17 protein-coding genes and 2 pseudogenes are annotated in these 16,784 nt (G+C 51.2%); 6 read left to right on the top strand and 13 right to left on the bottom strand.

From position 1 onward, the window contains the following. Positions 1–3: 3 nt before the first annotated feature. The 12 genes and pseudogenes from ABIC22_RS02250 to ABIC22_RS02195 all read right to left on the bottom strand — a co-directional run bounded on the left by ABIC22_RS02250 (position 4) and on the right by ABIC22_RS02195 (position 9,544). The gene (locus ABIC22_RS02250) at positions 4–453 is read right to left on the bottom strand and encodes a threonine/serine exporter family protein (protein WP_127539625.1); all 450 of its coding nucleotides are present in this window, start codon (positions 451–453) and stop codon (positions 4–6) included. An 18-nt stretch (positions 454–471) separates the two neighbouring features. Next, on the bottom strand, positions 472–1,167 hold the full coding sequence (locus ABIC22_RS02245; RefSeq protein ID WP_483312574.1) for a threonine/serine exporter family protein: 696 nt from the start codon (positions 1,165–1,167) through the stop codon (positions 472–474). Between the two features lie 344 nt (positions 1,168–1,511). After that, positions 1,512–1,817 carry a hypothetical protein gene (locus ABIC22_RS02240; protein WP_095289295.1) on the bottom strand — a complete coding sequence of 102 codons (306 nt, stop codon included), beginning with the start codon at positions 1,815–1,817 and terminating at the stop codon, positions 1,512–1,514. 64 nt (positions 1,818–1,881) lie between these two features. Beyond that, positions 1,882–2,925 carry a S66 family peptidase gene (locus ABIC22_RS02235; protein ID WP_354477824.1) on the bottom strand — a complete coding sequence of 348 codons (1,044 nt, stop codon included), beginning with the start codon at positions 2,923–2,925 and terminating at the stop codon, positions 1,882–1,884. A gap of 93 nt (positions 2,926–3,018) precedes the next feature. Then, positions 3,019–4,353 (bottom strand): DUF4179 domain-containing protein, encoded by a 1,335-nt coding sequence (locus tag ABIC22_RS02230; protein WP_354477821.1) that lies wholly within the window; start codon positions 4,351–4,353, stop codon positions 3,019–3,021. 2 nt (positions 4,354–4,355) lie between these two features. Continuing rightward, positions 4,356–4,865 (bottom strand): RNA polymerase sigma factor, encoded by a 510-nt coding sequence (locus ABIC22_RS02225; RefSeq protein WP_354477818.1) that lies wholly within the window; start codon positions 4,863–4,865, stop codon positions 4,356–4,358. A 209-nt stretch (positions 4,866–5,074) separates the two neighbouring features. Further along, entirely contained in the window at positions 5,075–5,596 is a 522-nt protein-coding gene (locus ABIC22_RS02220) for an ankyrin repeat domain-containing protein (RefSeq protein ID WP_354477815.1), read from the bottom strand. Between the two features lie 16 nt (positions 5,597–5,612). Then, positions 5,613–6,044: an NUDIX domain-containing protein gene (locus ABIC22_RS02215; protein ID WP_354485819.1), complete on the bottom strand. Its 432-nt coding sequence runs from the start codon at positions 6,042–6,044 to the stop codon at positions 5,613–5,615. Positions 6,045–6,167: 123 nt separating this feature from the next. Then, a pseudogene (locus ABIC22_RS02210) lies at positions 6,168–6,659 on the bottom strand (GNAT family N-acetyltransferase); the annotation flags it as partial. Positions 6,660–6,839: 180 nt separating this feature from the next. After that, a complete protein-coding gene (gene speD / locus ABIC22_RS02205) occupies positions 6,840–7,676 on the bottom strand; it encodes an adenosylmethionine decarboxylase (protein WP_095289300.1) in 837 nt (278 codons plus the stop codon). Positions 7,677–7,788: 112 nt separating this feature from the next. After that, positions 7,789–8,368 (bottom strand): annotated as a pseudogene (locus tag ABIC22_RS02200) (SLOG family protein). 54 nt (positions 8,369–8,422) lie between these two features. Continuing rightward, positions 8,423–9,544 (bottom strand): RluA family pseudouridine synthase, encoded by a 1,122-nt coding sequence (locus ABIC22_RS02195; protein WP_127539618.1) that lies wholly within the window; start codon positions 9,542–9,544, stop codon positions 8,423–8,425. 190 nt (positions 9,545–9,734) lie between these two features. Here ABIC22_RS02195 and ABIC22_RS02190 point away from each other — a divergent pair, with 190 nt between their 5' ends. Continuing rightward, positions 9,735–10,142 (top strand): hypothetical protein, encoded by a 408-nt coding sequence (locus ABIC22_RS02190; RefSeq protein ID WP_354477811.1) that lies wholly within the window; start codon positions 9,735–9,737, stop codon positions 10,140–10,142. 244 nt (positions 10,143–10,386) lie between these two features. On the opposite strand, the gene ABIC22_RS02185 is transcribed toward ABIC22_RS02190, so the two are convergent. Beyond that, a complete protein-coding gene (locus tag ABIC22_RS02185; protein ID WP_354477808.1) occupies positions 10,387–11,097 on the bottom strand; it encodes a GT-D fold domain-containing glycosyltransferase in 711 nt (236 codons plus the stop codon). A gap of 249 nt (positions 11,098–11,346) precedes the next feature. Here ABIC22_RS02185 and ABIC22_RS02180 point away from each other — a divergent pair, with 249 nt between their 5' ends. The 5 genes from ABIC22_RS02180 (at position 11,347) to ABIC22_RS02160 (ending at position 16,570) form a co-directional block, all read left to right on the top strand. After that, positions 11,347–12,036, top strand: coding sequence for a glycosyltransferase (locus ABIC22_RS02180; protein WP_354477805.1), 690 nt, complete (start codon positions 11,347–11,349; stop codon positions 12,034–12,036). 18 nt (positions 12,037–12,054) lie between these two features. After that, positions 12,055–13,044, top strand: a complete 990-nt coding sequence (locus tag ABIC22_RS02175; protein ID WP_354477802.1) for a polysaccharide biosynthesis protein — start codon at positions 12,055–12,057, stop codon at positions 13,042–13,044. A gap of 23 nt (positions 13,045–13,067) precedes the next feature. Beyond that, a complete protein-coding gene (locus ABIC22_RS02170) occupies positions 13,068–14,552 on the top strand; it encodes a nucleotide sugar dehydrogenase (RefSeq protein ID WP_354485817.1) in 1,485 nt (494 codons plus the stop codon). After that, positions 14,539–15,285 carry a class I SAM-dependent methyltransferase gene (locus ABIC22_RS02165; protein ID WP_354477799.1) on the top strand — a complete coding sequence of 249 codons (747 nt, stop codon included), beginning with the start codon at positions 14,539–14,541 and terminating at the stop codon, positions 15,283–15,285. Before ABIC22_RS02170 ends, ABIC22_RS02165 begins: the two co-directional genes overlap by 14 nt. 154 nt (positions 15,286–15,439) lie before the next feature. After that, positions 15,440–16,570: a glycosyltransferase gene (locus ABIC22_RS02160; protein ID WP_354477796.1), complete on the top strand. Its 1,131-nt coding sequence runs from the start codon at positions 15,440–15,442 to the stop codon at positions 16,568–16,570. Positions 16,571–16,784 lie beyond the last annotated feature (214 nt).

The raw sequence follows: 16,784 nt of genomic DNA, 5'->3' as shown, positions 1-16,784 counted from the left end.
CGATTAGGACTTGGCTCTTAGTACGCCAGGCAGCCGGCGTATCATCTGGTTGAGAACTTCAGAGAGGACAAGTCCTACAGCGATGGCTCCGGATAACATTAGTGCTTTGGCAGCCATCTCGATGGCAGCACTGTAGTCATTCTGTACAAAACTGCGCATGGCGTTATAAGCGAGACCACCAGGGACGAGTGGAATGATACCCGCAACGCTGAAGATAATGACCGGCGCCCGGAACAGACGGGAGAACATTTGGCTGATCACACCAACAGCGATGGTAGCTGCAAGTGTGGCAGGAACGGCATCTGCTGCATATTCCAGCACGACATAGATAATCCAGCCGATCATGCCGACGAAGCCGCCATGAAGCAGCATGCGGCGTGGAGCATTGAATATGATGCCAAACGCAGCCGAAGCGACAAAGCTGGTCAGGGCTTGTTCTATAAAATGAAGCATAACCTGCATACCTCCGTCTTACGTAAAAAGTGAAAATACAACCGCAATGCCTGTACCAATGGCAAACGCCGTCAGGAACGCCTCAGCTCCCTTGGATAACCCGGACACCAGATGTCCAGCCATCAAATCACGCACCGCATTGGTAATCAGGAGTCCGGGTACGAGCGGCATGACCGATCCAATAATGATTTTGTCGCGTTCATGTCCAGCTCCGATAGCAACAAGTAAGAAGGCGAGCAAGCCGATAACAAAAGAAGCGCTGAGCTCTGCGAAAAACTTGACCAGCACCAGCCGGTGAAAAACAATAACTGCGGCATAACCGATTCCTCCGCAGATCACGGCAGGCAGGAAGTCATCCCAGCCTCCGCCGAACATGATGGTAAAACAACCGCTCGATAGTGCCGCGGCAAACAGTTTGACCCGTGCAGAATAGGAAGAGGGTTTACCTTCAATCTGCAGCAGCAGATCATGGGCTTCCTGAACGGAGAGTTCCCCTTGGCCTATGCGGCGGGAGACGGCGTTCACTTCGGATACCTTATCCAGATCTGTGGTGCGCTCGGAGATCCGAATTAGCTTGGCTGGTTCGGTAGCATCCACCGAGAAAAAGATACCTGTCGGTACAACATAGCTATGTGAATGAGGGAGTCCCAGGGCGGCAGCCATCCGTTTCATCGTATCTTCCACACGGTAGGTTTCGCCCCCGCTTTGCAGCATGATTTTGCCTGCCAACAAGCAGATGGCAATCACGCGGGACTGTTCAGTCGTATTCTTTTCCGGAATCTCCTTCTCGGTCTGGACCGTGGGAAGGGGATCAAGAGAGTTGTATTCCAAGCGGGATCATGCTCCGTTTCTTATGAGATAAGGCCTGGGGCCGACACCATTGTATCATATTTCACACGTTAACACGGAAACATACCGCACGAGCGATAAAGTCATACACACATTTTTAATATATCCGCTCAATATTCTGCAGCAGCACCAAAAAGGCTGCGTCCCTGATCCCCGGAGGTTACAGGAGCGAAGCCTTTTGAATATTGTGTTATTGCACATTGTTGGGACTACATTAACAGGGTAATAACCAGCAGCTCATACAGCACGAGTGGCAGGATGGTTGGTCCAAACAGTGCGCGCGGCTCCGGGTATCCATGCATTGGTGTAACCTGGAGATACAGAATTCCCCGATCAGCACTGATGATGACGCCTTCCCATACCTGACCATCGATATTTTGGACCTGTACTTTCTGGCCCACATACTGCCGGGCTGTATGATGAAGCATATTCCGCACACTTTGCACGGATTGGAGCATCGGTTGATTAGCCTGGTAGACGACGCGTGCGGATGGCGTGGATGTGGATTCAGACATGGTGCACAACCCTTCCTCGAAATAAGTTCTCACTTCAAGGTATGCATCCGCCTACAAAAGGTGATCACATAAATGACATCTGAAGTGCTCCGCGTCCGGCCTGAACATCGACATGGCCCAGTGCTCCGTTCACAAAAGTAATCTGCGGAGGAATATGACCGAGGTCCACATCGTAAAGTACAGGCACATTCAGATCCCCGAGTGCAGAGGACAAGGCATCGGTAAAATTGAAATCTCCGGTATCCGAATATCCCGCTGGTCTGCCGAACAAAAAGCCCTTTACGCCAGCAAACCAGCCGGCCTGTCTCATCTGCCACAGATGGCGATAAATATCCCCTGCGTTCATCTCGCAGCTCTCCAAATACCAGATGGTGCCTTCATCTGCGCAATACTGGTCCAGATACGATGCAACCGGCGCGTAAGGAGTGCCGATTAGGCAGGTGATGGTATCCATACAGCCGCCCAGGAGTCGTCCCGAGAACGTAACAGCGGCGTTCGCGTCATCAGGTTGACCGAGAAGTTTCCAGCGAGAAGGGGTGTCCAGATTGAAACCGGGTGACTCCCGTATCCAGGCTGATTGATAATGAGTGGAGGAAGATTGCGTAATCTGTCCTCCCTGACCCGTCTGTAATACATCAATCCAGCGGGCGGTCACCGGATCGAGCTTGTTCGATCTGAGGTCCACATAGTTGGTGCCATGTGCTGTAGCCGTTCCCGTGAGCAGGGTATAGGCGAATAAAAAGGTACTGATATCCGAGTAGCCCAGAACCCATTTTGGCGGTAGTGACCGCAGAGCTTCCCAATTCAGCAATGGCAGGATATCCATAAGAAACTCTCCGCCCCACGGTGGAATGATGGCCTTGATAGCTGGATCATGGAAAAAGGTGTTTATCTCTTCTGCACGGTTCTCTTTGGATGAGCTTACACATTTGATATTTTGCCGCAGCCAGATACTCTCCAGAACGTGAAAACCAAGTCGCTCCATATTTCGTTTGCTCTCATTCAGATAATGATGCAGGGATTCATCCACACCACTGGAAGGTGCGGCCACACCAATGGTGTCTCCTGAAGCAAGCGGCTGGGGGTAACGGATGGAAGGGGGATTCATAGTGTAAGCCTCCGTTTCTGTTCATCATTGTTTTTTGATATATGATTTCCATTATATAGAATATCCCTATTGATTCCAGCTGCTATTTTAAAATTAGTTATCTAATGGAATTTCGAGAGAGAACGGTGCTTTGATTTTCATTGGATAAGTGCTCAGCTTCATTTGTAGATGGCCTTTTATTTTCGCTCCGTTTTCTACAGTAGAGTGGACAGTTGTGATCCCTGAAGAATCCCCATCTTTAGTACGCCAACTGGAGGTTGGAACTTCATAGGTCTTGCCGGCCTCATCCTTTATTTCCGTAAAAGCAAGAGTGAACCCGCCATTTATGTCTGGAACAGAGAACTCCAGAATCCGGTCTTTACCAACAACTTCGCTTCCCATAAACTCTATTGTAGAAGGACCTCCGGTTATGCGGCCGGATTCCAAATTAAGAGAGAATTCCAATTCATCTTTATCCAGGCCTGAAAGTCCAGAACCCTGTAAAGTCAGCTTCTTTGGAATGGAGAAGTACATACTCTCGAAGTAGATGGAACGTTCATCCTCACCTGTCGAGGTGTTTGTTCTCCATGCGCGACCTTGTTCATCGACCAGTTGGAGGTCACTCAACCCAAACACCTCTTTGGTATTCTTCGGATCGAATTCCACTTCAAGCACGAGACGAGTTGGGTAAAGTGTAGCCTGTTTCACTTCGATACGCTGTCCATCTACCGTTAAGGTTTGATTCACCAGAAGCACCTTTTTCATGCCTTTGGTTAAATTTTTATCTACCGGTAATGTCACCTTCCACTCACCAGACCGTGCTTTATCTCTGGGTTTGAACACTACGCTTAACTCTTCAGGAGGCGAAGTTTCATCGGTAAAGATAACATCGATATAATTTTCATAGATATTCTTGTCAGAAGTCTCTCCAGGAGAGAAATAACTAAAAGCAACAGGAAGATTGTCACCATTCTCATCAAGCAACTCGATATCATACTCACCCTTCTCGGGATCTTTCATGCCTTTCATCGTATAAAAAATAACCATGCGTGACTCGTCGGTAATAATCCCGTCAATGGTCACGGAAGCACCGTCATGCTCGTCGGTGATACCAACCTTCTGCAGCAGAGATTGATCAATCGCCATCTGCAGGCCTTTGTCCTGGCGAATCATGCTGACGATGCCTTCCATGCCAGGCCATTGCTCCACGAAGGAGGCAAAGGCGGGGGAGACTCGGATGCATCCGGTAAACAGCAGGATGATGGCCGCTGCCGAAATCGAGCTCATGTACCAGCGTACCCGCGATTTGCGCCTGCGTGCAGCCTGACGTATTCCGGTCTGTACGGACTGCTGCACCGCAGCATCCGGGACGGCGATCGTATCGTATTCCGTTTTACGTCCATGCAGACGTTGTTCCAAATCTTCAAACTGCTTCTGTTCATCGTTCATAATCATGCATCTCCTTTCATTTCTAGCTGAGCACGAAGCTGTCCAAGTGTCCGGTGAAGTCGGGATTTGACCGTACCAACCGGAATGTCGAGGATCTCTGCGGTTTCGGTCAGGGAGAATCCTTCGAAATAACTCAGGATAATAATCTGCTTGCAATCCGGGTCCAAAGCAGATACTGCTGCGGCGAGATCCGGGTCTTCGGGCCGATCCCAGCTGCTCGGTTCGTGCATCTCCGTGACGGGGCTGTAACGGTTCTTCCGTTTGCGCTCGTCTGCACAGTAATTGAGCAGGATACGAATGAGCCAGGTGCCGAAGTATGAAGGCTCTTTTAGTTTTTTTAGTTTGCGGTATGCTCGGTATGTAGACTCCTGTATCGCTTCCAGGGCATCACCCTCGTTGTGCAGGTAAGCATAAGCGATCCGATACAGGCGGCTCTGATGCATTGCCATCAAGGCTGCAAAAGCCTCAGCATCCCCTTTTTGTGCGGCAACGGTAAGCTCTGTAGGGGTCACATGGCGCCTCCTTTCATGGCTTTGTTTCGTATTAGACCGTGTGAAGGGCCAATCGGTTCTTGCTTTAAGAAAAATATGTAGATCATTGCTCAAATTCTCGTTCATTACATTGAAGCAGACAGCAAACAACCGCCAGGCCGTCTCTTTGTAGTGCAACAAGAGTCCTGACGGTTATTCATGTTGTGTTTCACTTTGCATGCGGTTGATTACTATTTGGTTGCAGCTGCTTCTCGCAGATAGGAGGCGGTAGAAGTGTTGCCACGCTCGAGCGCAATGTCTAATGCAATTTGACCCGCTGCATTCAGAGCATTCAGGTCCGCACCATGCTGAAGCAGCAGTTGAATCAGTTCAGCCTGATTCGTATGGAATGCTGCAGAATGAAGAGCATTCTGTCCATCACTGTCAAGGATACTGCAAGATGCTCCATGTTCCAGCAACAAACGGATGACCTCTGAAGAACGCTCTCCTGCAAGCGCTGCATGCAGCGCCGTATTGGAAGGAATGAATGAGATCCTGGAATGCGAAATGGCATTTACATCTGCTCCATGATCCAGGAGAGTACGAACTGCATTTGCTTGTCCATAATGCGAGGCATATCCCAGTGGGGTAAGTCCATCTCCATTCTCGGTGTTGGCCAGCTCAGGGAAGGCAGCAAGAACCGATTGCAGGTTCGCCACATCACCGTGTTGTGCTGCCTGAAATAAAGCGTGAATTGCTTCGGATTGATTCAACCGAATGACCTCCATTCTAATCCATATAAAGTCGCTTAGCTGCCTCTAGGGCAGGTACGGCAAAACAGGCGAGTGGGGAAGGCAGGTCATGGAGCGGGAACCAGCCGATCTCGCCAATTGCGCCGCCTTCTTCCAGGTTCCGGGCGATGCCGCGGATATTCCGGGCCGAGTAGAGGACCGATATCCAATGTTCTTCTCGTTCCGGACGAATCGTCTCAGCGGTGCAGAGCAATTGATCGATGTTAATATCCAGATCCACTTCTTCCTTGATCTCCCGAATGACAGCCGTTTCCAGTGATTCGTAAGGGTCGACTTTGCCCCCGGGAATACTCCATGTGTACTGTTCCGGCTGGCGGTTGCGCCATACGAGAAGCACCTCATTCCGTTCGTTCAGGATAACGGCCCCGACACCAATGCGAGGTTGGTCGGAGGCAGCTGCAGCAGGCAGCGTTGATGCTGCGTATTCGGATTTCTGTTTCGCTGAAGTTGATGTGGATTGAAACGACAGCGGAAGTCCAGTCTGAGCTGCCCACTCCTCAGCCAGAATGCTCATGGAGATCAGGTCATAATGGGTTCCATCCCGCAAGACAGCGGAGCGCTGCCGACCTTCCTCCCGGAATCCGGCTTTTAGATAGGCCCGTCTGGCAGCTTCATTGTATTCAATCACTTCCAGCGCAATCCGGTTCAGATTCAGTTCATGAAATCCATACCGAATAATCAGGGCAAGTGCATCACTCCCGTATCCCTGACCGCGATCCTTATCTTCACCAATGCCAATGGCAAGGCGAGCGGAGCGATTGTTCCATTCAATTCGGTAAAGGGCGGTAAATCCGATAAATCGATTGTCCTCCAGTGTTCGCAGGGCAAATTCAAAACCGTTGTCTCTTCGGACAGCAGATGAACCCGTCTCGTCCGGGGTTAGCGGAACCGCAATGTCTGTATCCAGGTTGCGCAAATATTCGTAATTGTCCGTGTAACGTGCCAGACGCATGCAATCTTCCGGGCATGGGGCGGCGAGCCGGACTTTGGAGCCGTGAAAAGCATTCAAGTTACGTGGAGCCATGCTGCGTGCACCTCTTTTGTATTAGTATCTGCTTTAGGTTTTAGGTCATGTAAGCTGAAAAATATCTCGTATGTTTATTATACTATGGATACCAGACAATTACCGAAAGACAGCAAAAAGGCTCTGCCGACCCGGTTGTCAGCAAAGCCCTGTTAGTGGGGCGCATAGCCCGATGATGGATTATAACGAATCGGAATTCTGTACAGAAGGACGGTTTATATTTTTGCCATAATAAATCTCATCCATCTCCAGCTTGAGCCACTCCGTAATTTCATGCTGTTCCGCCTGGCTCAGCTTGTCCTTGGTATAACCAAAGAGGTAGTTATCGAGGTCAAACGCCTTCAGCTTGCATTTCGTGTGGAAAATATTTTCCTGATACACGTTAACGTCAATCATGTCGAAGCCTTTTTTGATCTCGTCCGGAATATAGTTCTGAATTGAACCGATCTCGTGGTCAATAAACAGCTTGCGGCCGCTCGTATCCCGCGTGAATCCACGAACCCGATAATCCATGATCATGATGTCCGTGTCAAAGGAATGGATCAGATAATTTAGAGCCTTCAGCGGCGAGATTTCCCCACAGGTGGAGACGTCGATGTCGGCACGGAAGGTACTGATTCCTTCACTGGGGTGAAATTCAGGATACGTATGAACGGTGATATGGCTCTTGTCGAGCTGCATGACCACATTATCCGGGAGCGGACCTGGGGATTCTTCAAATGATTCCTCCGGAACCTCCACGATCGGTCCTTCCGAGACAAGCATCGTCACACTGGCCCCTTGGGGGACATAATCCTGCTGCGCGATATTGAGTACATGCGCACCAATGATGTCTGCGACATTTTTCAGAATTTTGCTCAGCCGATCCGCGTTGTACTGTTCATCGATATATTCAATATAAGCTTCGCGTTCTTCTTTGGTTTTCGTGTAGCAGATGTCGTACATGTTGAAGCTCAGCGACTTGGTCAGGTTGTTGAACCCATGCAGTTGAATGCGCTGCTCAGGCGTTAATGTCATGGCTGCAGTTCCCCTTTATCCATACGACATGGTAATCGCAGTTTTAATACTACTTATACCCAACCTTCCGCCAAAAAAAACATAAGTACGAATTCCGGCTTATCCAGCCGAATTAAAATGAGGAGTCCTCATATTCGCTTACACTGTTCATCCGCTCGTCTTCGGCGATGGACTGAATATCCTCGGAAGTGACACTGATGATCGTGTAATCCTCATTCTGCTGCTTCTTCACGGCTTTTTCCTTTACAAAACGGGGGGCTGCCCTCTGCGGCATCCTCATCATAAACCAGCAGGATGCCATCGCTTTTGCGCAGCAGCAAGTCATCGCGTGCTGTGAATTGCCATGGGCCGATGTAAGGCTGCTTGCTCACCGCTCCGTAGTAATCCACGCCCTGAAGGATGGTGCGGTAGTATTCCTGCTTGTCTTCCTTCCATTGTTCCTCCGGGTTCTGAAACGCAGTGATGATGGACAGCTTCAAGTGGGGATAGGTCTTTTTTAGCTCAAGTACCACCTCACAGGCCCACAGGTCCACACCATATTGTCCAGGCGTCAGCACCCACTCCAGACCATCCTCCACAAGTGGCGTGAGACGGGAGGAGATAGTCTTTTTGATGAAGGGAATTCCTTCATGCTTCTGTCCGAAAATTTGCAGTTCATGTGCCCGGTATCCGGTAATTAACAGGTTTTTCAGCTTAACTTCCTCCTTCCCAGCACAACTTGTCCTCTAAACGCCCCACCATCAGGGTTACTTCGAAGCTGGCGCATCTGTACGGAAAGGATAGAGGAATTGCTTCGGAATATCCGTCTCGAAGGTCATGAGTTCGTCCGTCGTAGGATGAATGAAGGATAACACGCGCGCATGGAGTCCAAGACGTCCGAGTGTTTTGGTGCGAGAACCATATTTCTTGTCACCTGCAATGGGATGGCCGAGATCTTCCATATGCACGCGGATCTGGTTTTTGCGACCGGTCTCCAGCCGAACTTCGAGCAGGGAGAATTCACGGTTCGATTGCAGTCTTTTATAGTGTGTAACCGCATGCTGTCCATCATTGGGACGTGGGCTGGAGTACATCTTCAGCGTTTTGCTCTCCTTCAGCCACGAGGAGATGGTGCCCACCGGTTTGGCTACCTGACCTTCGACAAGCGCCACGTATACGCGTTCCTGCACCTTGTCCTTCCAGTTGTCCTGCAGATTCTGCTTCACTTCTTCACTCTTCGCAAACATCATGACACCTGATGTATCCCGATCAAGCCGGTGCACGACAAATATGCGGTTCCGCGAATCGGTGCGGCGTACGTGCTCAGTCAGTTGACGATACGCGGTGATCTCATCGCTCCGATCTGCTGCAATGGACAACAGTCCGGCATCCTTGCGAATTACGATAATGTCATCGTCTTCATGCAAAATCGTGAGTCCTGACATGGTTGGTGCGGCTACGGCGCCTTCCTTGCTGATGGATACCATCTGTCCAGGCGTCAGCGGATAGTTAAACTTGGTGACTACGGTCTGATCTACGGATACTTGTCCCCGTCCCAGGATGGACTTGACTGCATTCCGGCCTGATTTTAGATGTTGGAGCAGGAAGTTCAGCAGCTCATCCGGTTCAGTTACTTTATATTGGCGAGGTGGTTCCTGCTTACGATAATGGGCATTGCCCGCGCGTTTAGGAGCACCTGAATGTTTGGGCTTGGAAGCTGCCGGGGACTTCGAGATTAAGGGCTTCTTCGATGCTCCGCTATTACGGGATGTGGAAGCCCCAGAAGACGAAGTCGAAGAGTTTGCTTTCGGGGAACGTGCTGCTGAGGCACTCGCCGGTCCTTTACCTTTGGCTGATGGGCGGCCTGTTGATCGATTGCGTTTATTCATGAATACTAATCTCCTTCTGAACAGCCTGTACCGCTTGTGTGCATACGATCCGTTCATTTCGTTTATGCAGTTCAATATACCATTAACCGGGTGCAAATAAAAATAGGTGGATCGAATCTGTTATCCATCCAAGCGAGCGAGAATCGAGATTCATAGAATAATGTATCCCACAGCATTGGAGGTGTTACTCATGGGTGTGTTCCTCGATATGAGAACTTCGATGAACTCGGGAACCGTAGGACAGCCCGGTTTATCTCTGGGTCCATCCCCGGAAGCGTTCGGATCGATTGGCCTTCAGACCCTTGGTGTTGCGAATCCCATTATCACCTTGAATGGCACGGTTGGTGTAACCGGAGAGCTTGGAGATACGTTCGTTGTCGAAATCGTCCGCGGCAGCTTGTATGATCCGTTCTTTTTAATCTATCGGGCTGAAGGTACGATAGGACAGAACGGAGGGGCTGAATTCCATTCGTTTACGGCACAGGACCTGTCAGCACCACCTGCTCTGGAGAGTGTGTATACTTCGTTTATTTCCGGGGTATCTACGGCAGTGCGTACCGGACCGGAAATGTTCTATGGCATTGCTGCAACGACCTAGCCTATATGTAATCTTTGATCCGAAGGTAGAGCGTCAAAAATTCTGATTCGCTAGACCAGCAGAGTTTGCCATACACCCGGAACAAACTAGTGATGCTGGTGTAACATGGTCTGGCGCTCAAGGAAGTATCCTTGGATTGAGATCTACCAGAGAAGCAAAAAATCCCGGCTCCAGGAGTCCGGGATTTTTTGCTGTACAGCGTGTGCGTGTGACGGTTTACTCCGTCAGGTTCCATAAATGCAGATCAGTTGGCACGGCCTTTGAGAATGATGTTATTGGCTTTTCCAAAGTCAATTGCCACTTTACCCGCTAGTGCAGCTGTGCGTTCGGCCAGGACGACTGCATTAACTCCGCAGCAGAAGAGGGCAACGTCAAATGCATCCGGGTTGGTTTGAATCCAGTGTAATGTTTCTCCCATCTGTTCCCAACGATCAAAGGGCAATGCAGCTGCAATATTCAGATGATAGGGTTCCCGCTCCAGCATGTTATGCAGTGCCTCAAGCTCGCGGGTAACCAGCAGAATACGTTTGCCTGCGAGCATCTCCCAGAAGCGTGGCGTTTGGGCCAATTCCCGGTTCACGCAGGCATGGCAAGTGAGCGCAGGGGAGATGCCGAAATGAGCGAACAGCATGTCGGTCAGCGGCCGTTTGAGATGATCGGGGGCTTTGATTGAGCTGTCTCCGTAGGGAAGCACACCGACGAGATCGGCCCGCTGCACAGAAGCAGCCACTTCATCCCGGAGCTGCAGATTGGGAAGGGTAAGCCCTTTTTGCCCCAAATTGGCCTTAATGGCCCAGCGCTGCTGAAGAACCTGCTCCGTCGTCCATACCGTTTCTTGGGACATGACAATATTTTCGCCATCCCCAACGCGAACAAGAGAGAATGGACGCTGTTCTCTGATCGCCTCTTCCAGCTGATCCAGCACACCATCCATTTCAAGATATGTTGAATTCATAGCAGCTTTCGGACCTCCTTTGAAAATGGAACTGCTCTATTCTATGTTCGCGCTCCCTTAACGTTTTGTACGTTCAACCCGCAGGGCCAATCTTGGGGGAGTATATCAATCTATTTATATAGGAACTAGTGCAAGTGTCCGTACCGGTTCTATCTTCCTTTCATACGCTATAGAGTCGACTGTCAAAAACTATGAAATGAATCTGATCTCCGCGCAGGAGATTGGCAGATTCGAAGGAGGAGGAATGTTATGTCCAGGAAAGTTGTGATTGAGATTAATTTCAATAACTACGGGATGGACCCGCAGCGGCTTACTAGAGAATGGTTGGAGCGGAGAATGAGCATTTTTCGCACCTTTACCTTGCACTCCCTTAAGGCGCAGACGAATCAGGATTTTCTGACGGTTGTGAAGCTAGCCAAGGAGTCGGGAGATTTGATGCAGGAGATTCTTGCCCATCAGGAACCCCTTCCCAGCAATATTCGTTTTGGGACCAATATCGAGAGTGTGCGGGCAATTCTGGCCTTTGCAGAAGGAGCCGAGCACATCTATATTGCCCGTTTGGATTCAGATGACCTGTATCACCGAACTTTCGTTCAGCAGCTCTATGACGTGCAGCCACAGCCGCAGACGATGGCACTGATCAATCAGAACGGTTACCTGTGGGACAGCGTGAATAACGAGATGGCACCGGCATTTCACCGTTCACCGCAATTCTATGTCTACTTATACAAAACGGCCGAGTATGCAGCAGGATACCGGGTGAAGCTCCCGGGCAGAGGTACGCATGGCAATGTCATCGATCTGCCGCACGAGCTGCTCGCTCCGCGCAATTATGTCAATATCGTTCATTCGAACAACACGTCGGTTAAAAAGGTGCCGCCAAAAGACCGGTTAAGCCGGGAAGAGATGGCTCAGGTATTACGTGAATTCATGATCTGACCAGGGAGGGATTCATCCATGATTAAAGGACAAACGATTCTGATCACTGGAGGAACAGGCTCCTGGGGTCAAAAGCTGACTGAGGTCCTGCTGGAACAGGACCCTGCCGAGATTCGCATTCTGTCGCGTAACGAATATGCCCAGATTGCGATGCAGCGGGAATTCAGCCATGATGCCCGTCTGCGTTTCCTCATCGGGGATATCCGGGATTACCGCGCAGTGGAGGATGCGTGCAAGGGTGTAGATGTCCTTTTTCATCTGGCTGCATTAAAACATGTTCCGGTGTGCGAGGACCAGCCCGACGAAGCGTTTAAAACGAATGTCATCGGTACGCAGAATATTATCCGCGCCGCGATCCGTATGCAGATTCCCAAAGTCATCGATGTCTCGACCGACAAAGCGGTAGATCCGATTAACGTATACGGCATGACGAAGGCTCTTGGCGAAAAAATGATGATCCGCGCCAATTGGCTAAGTGAACACACCCGGTTTGTCTGCATCCGCGGCGGCAATGTGCTGGGTACAAGCGGCAGTGTGGTGCCGCTATTCCGTCGCCAGATTGATGAGGGCAAAAGTCTGACCATTACGGACAAGGGCATGACCCGCTTTTTCCTGACTCGTACGGAAGCCATCTATCTGCTGCTCAAGGCGGCTGAGGCTGCGGTAGGCGGAGAGACATTTGTGATGAAAATGAAAGCCTGTAAGATGACGGATCTGGCGTCAGTCATGCTGGAACAGGCCGGACGTCCGGCGAGCGACTACAAGGTTACCGGCATACGCCCAGGCGAGAAATTGCATGAAGTGCTGATTTCGCCTTATGAGGCGCCGCGTACCTATCAATACGATGAGCAATATTACGTAATCCTGCCGCAGGAACCGGACAAGCGCCTGATCGATGCATATCGTACACTGCCTCGCGTGACCTTTTCCGTGTATCGTTCGGACAGTGACATGATGAAGCAGCAGGCCATTGCCGAATTTTTGCGTGCAGGTGGCTATATCGACTAACAAGGGAGGCGGAGCGTTTGGAAGTGGATCATATGCAAGACAGAATAAACAGCCGCTCCCTGAGAGCCGTCGTGATTGGTCTTGGTTATGTTGGACTTCCCATGGCGGTGGAGATGGCACAGGCCGGTTATCGCGTTCACGGGATCGATATAGATGCTTTCAAGGTGGCAAGACTTCGTGCGGGTGATTCCTATGTCATTGGAATTGAAGACGAGATCATACAATCACTAACCCAAGCCGGGTTGTTTACAGCCGGTACGGATTATTCCGCAGTAACGCAGGCAGATGTCATTGTTATCTGTGTGCCTACGCCGCTGACGGCTGATCATCAGCCGGATATTTCATATATTGCTGCAGCGGTGGATGGCATGACTCCTTATTTGAAGGAGGGGAGCCTGGTTATATTGGAAAGCACGACGTACCCTGGTACAACGGAGGAGCATGTGAAGCAGCCGCTCGAAGCAGCTACAGGCTGGAGAACAGGCGAACAATTGTATGTCTGTTATTCTCCCGAACGGGTGGACCCGGGCAGTGTGAACTATGGTGTAAAAAACACCCCGAAGATTATCGGTGGTTCAACACCTGCCTGCCTGTCCTATGGTAAAGAATTCTATGGCTCATTCCTCAATGAGATTGTTCCCGTCAGTTCAACGACTGTGGCCGAAACGGCGAAGCTGTTTGAAAATACATTTCGCAGCGTCAATATTGCGCTGGTGAACGAGCTCACGCCTGCCTGTGAACAAATGGGCGTGAACATCTGGGAAGTGCTGAATGCGGCAGCAACCAAGCCGTTTGGCTATATGCCGTTCTATCCGGGTCCAGGCATTGGTGGACACTGTATCCCCATTGACCCTATCTATCTGTCCTGGGCGGCTAATCGGCAGGGATCAGATCTGCAATTCATCACACTCGCAGACGCGACCAATCGACAGATGCCGGAACGTGTGGTTCAGCGTGCAGCAGCACTGCTGGAACAGGCGGGTACGCGGGTTCAGGGAGCACGCGTTGTACTGGCAGGCATGGCTTACAAGAAGGATATCGACGACTTGCGTGAATCGCCGGCGCTGGACGTCTTCCGCCTGCTGAGCGCAGCGGGAGCAGAGGTTGTTTTCACAGATCCCATGGTGCCGGTCTTCCGCAAGGATGATGGCTCCGTGCTTCAGTCTCAGCCCGCTGTGCCGGGCTTGTGGACTTGGGCTGACCTGGTGATCATCACGACCGACCATTCGGGCTTCAATTATCAGGAAATGGCGGATCATGCAAAGCTCATTTTCGATACTCGGAATGCAACAGCCGGGTGCCATGGAGGCCATATTGTGGTGCTGGGACAGCCCCATCGGCCTGAGGAAACATCGGTGCAAAGTGTCCGGGTAATGAATGAAGTGCCAGAGACAGAAGATGAACAAAAGGAACATGTGCTGCCGTACACAGCGGAAGTTCAGGGTGGAGTCAAGGAAGAACCTGCACATCTTCAAGAGAAATCGGGGGATACCCATGGCGAATCATGATCGGGTAAGTGAACGGTATTATGGCGAGATCAACTCGGAAGATTCCCATGAAGCCACCCGGACCCGTATCCACTGGATGTGCCGGGAAGCAACCGGTAAACGAATTCTGGACGTTGGATGCAGTCAGGGGATTACCTCCATTTTACTGGCGCGTGAGGGGTTTCGTGTAACAGGGGTCGATCTGGAAGAAGAGAGTATCCGGTATGCGCAGGCAGAGCTCGCCAAAGAGTCCAAACCTGTTCGGAACAATGTGGATTTTCGCATGCTGGACATTACGCAGTGGAAAGTAAAGACCACCTTCGATACCGTGCTGCTCGGAGAAGTGCTGGAGCATTTTGCCCATCCGGAGACATTGTTGCTTCAGGTTCACCGGCTGCTGCAGGAGGAAGGGACGCTGATTGTAACTGTGCCGTATGGTTATCATCCGTTCTATGACCACAAGCAGACGTTCTATGCAGGTAACCTGGCGATGTGCCTGATGCCGTATTTTGAAGTCTTGAAACTGGAGGTTCATCATAAATATTTATGTTGCGTGGCCCGCAAGCGGCGGAAAACGCAGTTGCATATGTCGCCAACCCTGAAACAAGTAACGGAGTGGATGCAGCTGGATCATGTGCACTTTGCCGAGGTGGAGCAGAACCATCTTCGCCTGATGAAGCTGCGCAAGAAGGCGCTGGATCAAGCGGTGGAGCAGGTGAAGCGGCTTCGTCGTCAGGATAATGTGGAAGGGTAACGGGATTAGGCAGATGCATTAGGGATAGGCAGGCATAGTTGCAGATTGTCGTTTGTACAGGGAGTCGATGGGAAATTCGGACAATTGAATGGCAGACTAAAAGCAGCTTGGCGGTCAGAACGTAATGCGCGTATGACAGGAAGGGGCTTGAAACGTGATCACCATCAGTCTATGCATGATTGTGAAGAACGAGGAACGCACGCTTGCGCGCTGTCTGGATTCGGTAGCCGGAATCACGGACGAGATCGTCATTGTGGATACCGGTTCATCCGACCGTACGATGGATATCGCTGCGCAGTATACCGACCGGATCTTTACGTATGAGTGGGCGGATGATTTTGCCGCGGCTCGAAACTACTCCTTCGATCAGGCCACGCAAGAATATATCCTGTGGCTGGACGCGGATGATGTGCTGCTGCCAGCGGAACGGGCGAAGCTGGAGAAGCTGAAGCAGCAGCTGCCGTCCGAGGGGGAGACGGCAGCTGTGATCTTGAACTATACGCTGGCCGAGGGGTCGGAGGGGAGTCCGCTCGTGACGGACCGCAGGCTTCGCCTGGTCAAGCGGGATGCCGGGTGCCGCTGGCATGGCCGGCTGCACGAGCAGCTCAGCTTCCCGGCGAGTGGGGTCATTACGGCAGACATTGCCGTCACGCACCGCCGCGAAGCGGGCCATCATTCGGCGCGTAACGTGCGCATTCTGCGCAAATGGATCGCCGAAGAGGGCGCAGCCCAGGGTCGCCTGCTGTTCTACTATGCAGGCGAATGTTATGACCGCCAGCGTTATGCGACGGCGGCTCGCGGGTACGCGAAGCTGTTGGAGCAGCCCAGCGGCTATCGCGAGGATCGGCTCATTGCCTGTGCGCGGCTCGCAGAGTGCTATGAGCGGCTGGGTCAGCCGGGACGCAAGCTGGGTGCACTGCTGCAGTCGTTCCAGTACGATCTGCCGCATGCGGATTTCTGCTGTGCAATCGCGGCCTGCTTTCATGAACGACAGGAACTGGTCTCAGCCATCTACTGGTATATGCAGGCTGTAGATGTGAGCAGCCGCGACACGGGTCTGCGCCCGGTACCGGCAGCCTGCCGTACCTGGCTGCCGCATGCACGTTTATCCCTCTGTTATGCCCATCTGGGCAATTGGGAGCAGGCACTTATGCATAACACGAAAGCCCGGGAGTATCTGCCGAGCGATCCCGGCTTGCTGGATAATCGTCAGAAGCTGGAAGCCATTTTACGCAAAGAGATTCGTAATCGGGAAGAGCAGGACGAAGGGCAGTCCCGGAAGTAGAAGGAACAGACATTTCAGTAGTTTGGAGTAGAGTTCTTTAGTAGGAAGAATAACGAGTTAGTGTAGAGGCAGCGTTGCAATGCGTTGTGCGCTTAACGATAAACAGTCTTGTGGTTAAAAAACTGTATGGATAATGGAGCTAGAACAGTCGTAAAGACAAGGATAGGTTAATAGAAGTGAAATATGCAGCTCACTTGCCTAGAGATTTGGCGAG

It is taken from the genome of Paenibacillus sp. PvP094, assembly GCF_040546835.1.
Taxonomy (GTDB): domain Bacteria; phylum Bacillota; class Bacilli; order Paenibacillales; family Paenibacillaceae; genus Paenibacillus; species Paenibacillus illinoisensis.
Note: the sequence above shows the minus strand (reverse complement) of the source record. Positions and strands in the feature narration are given on the sequence as shown.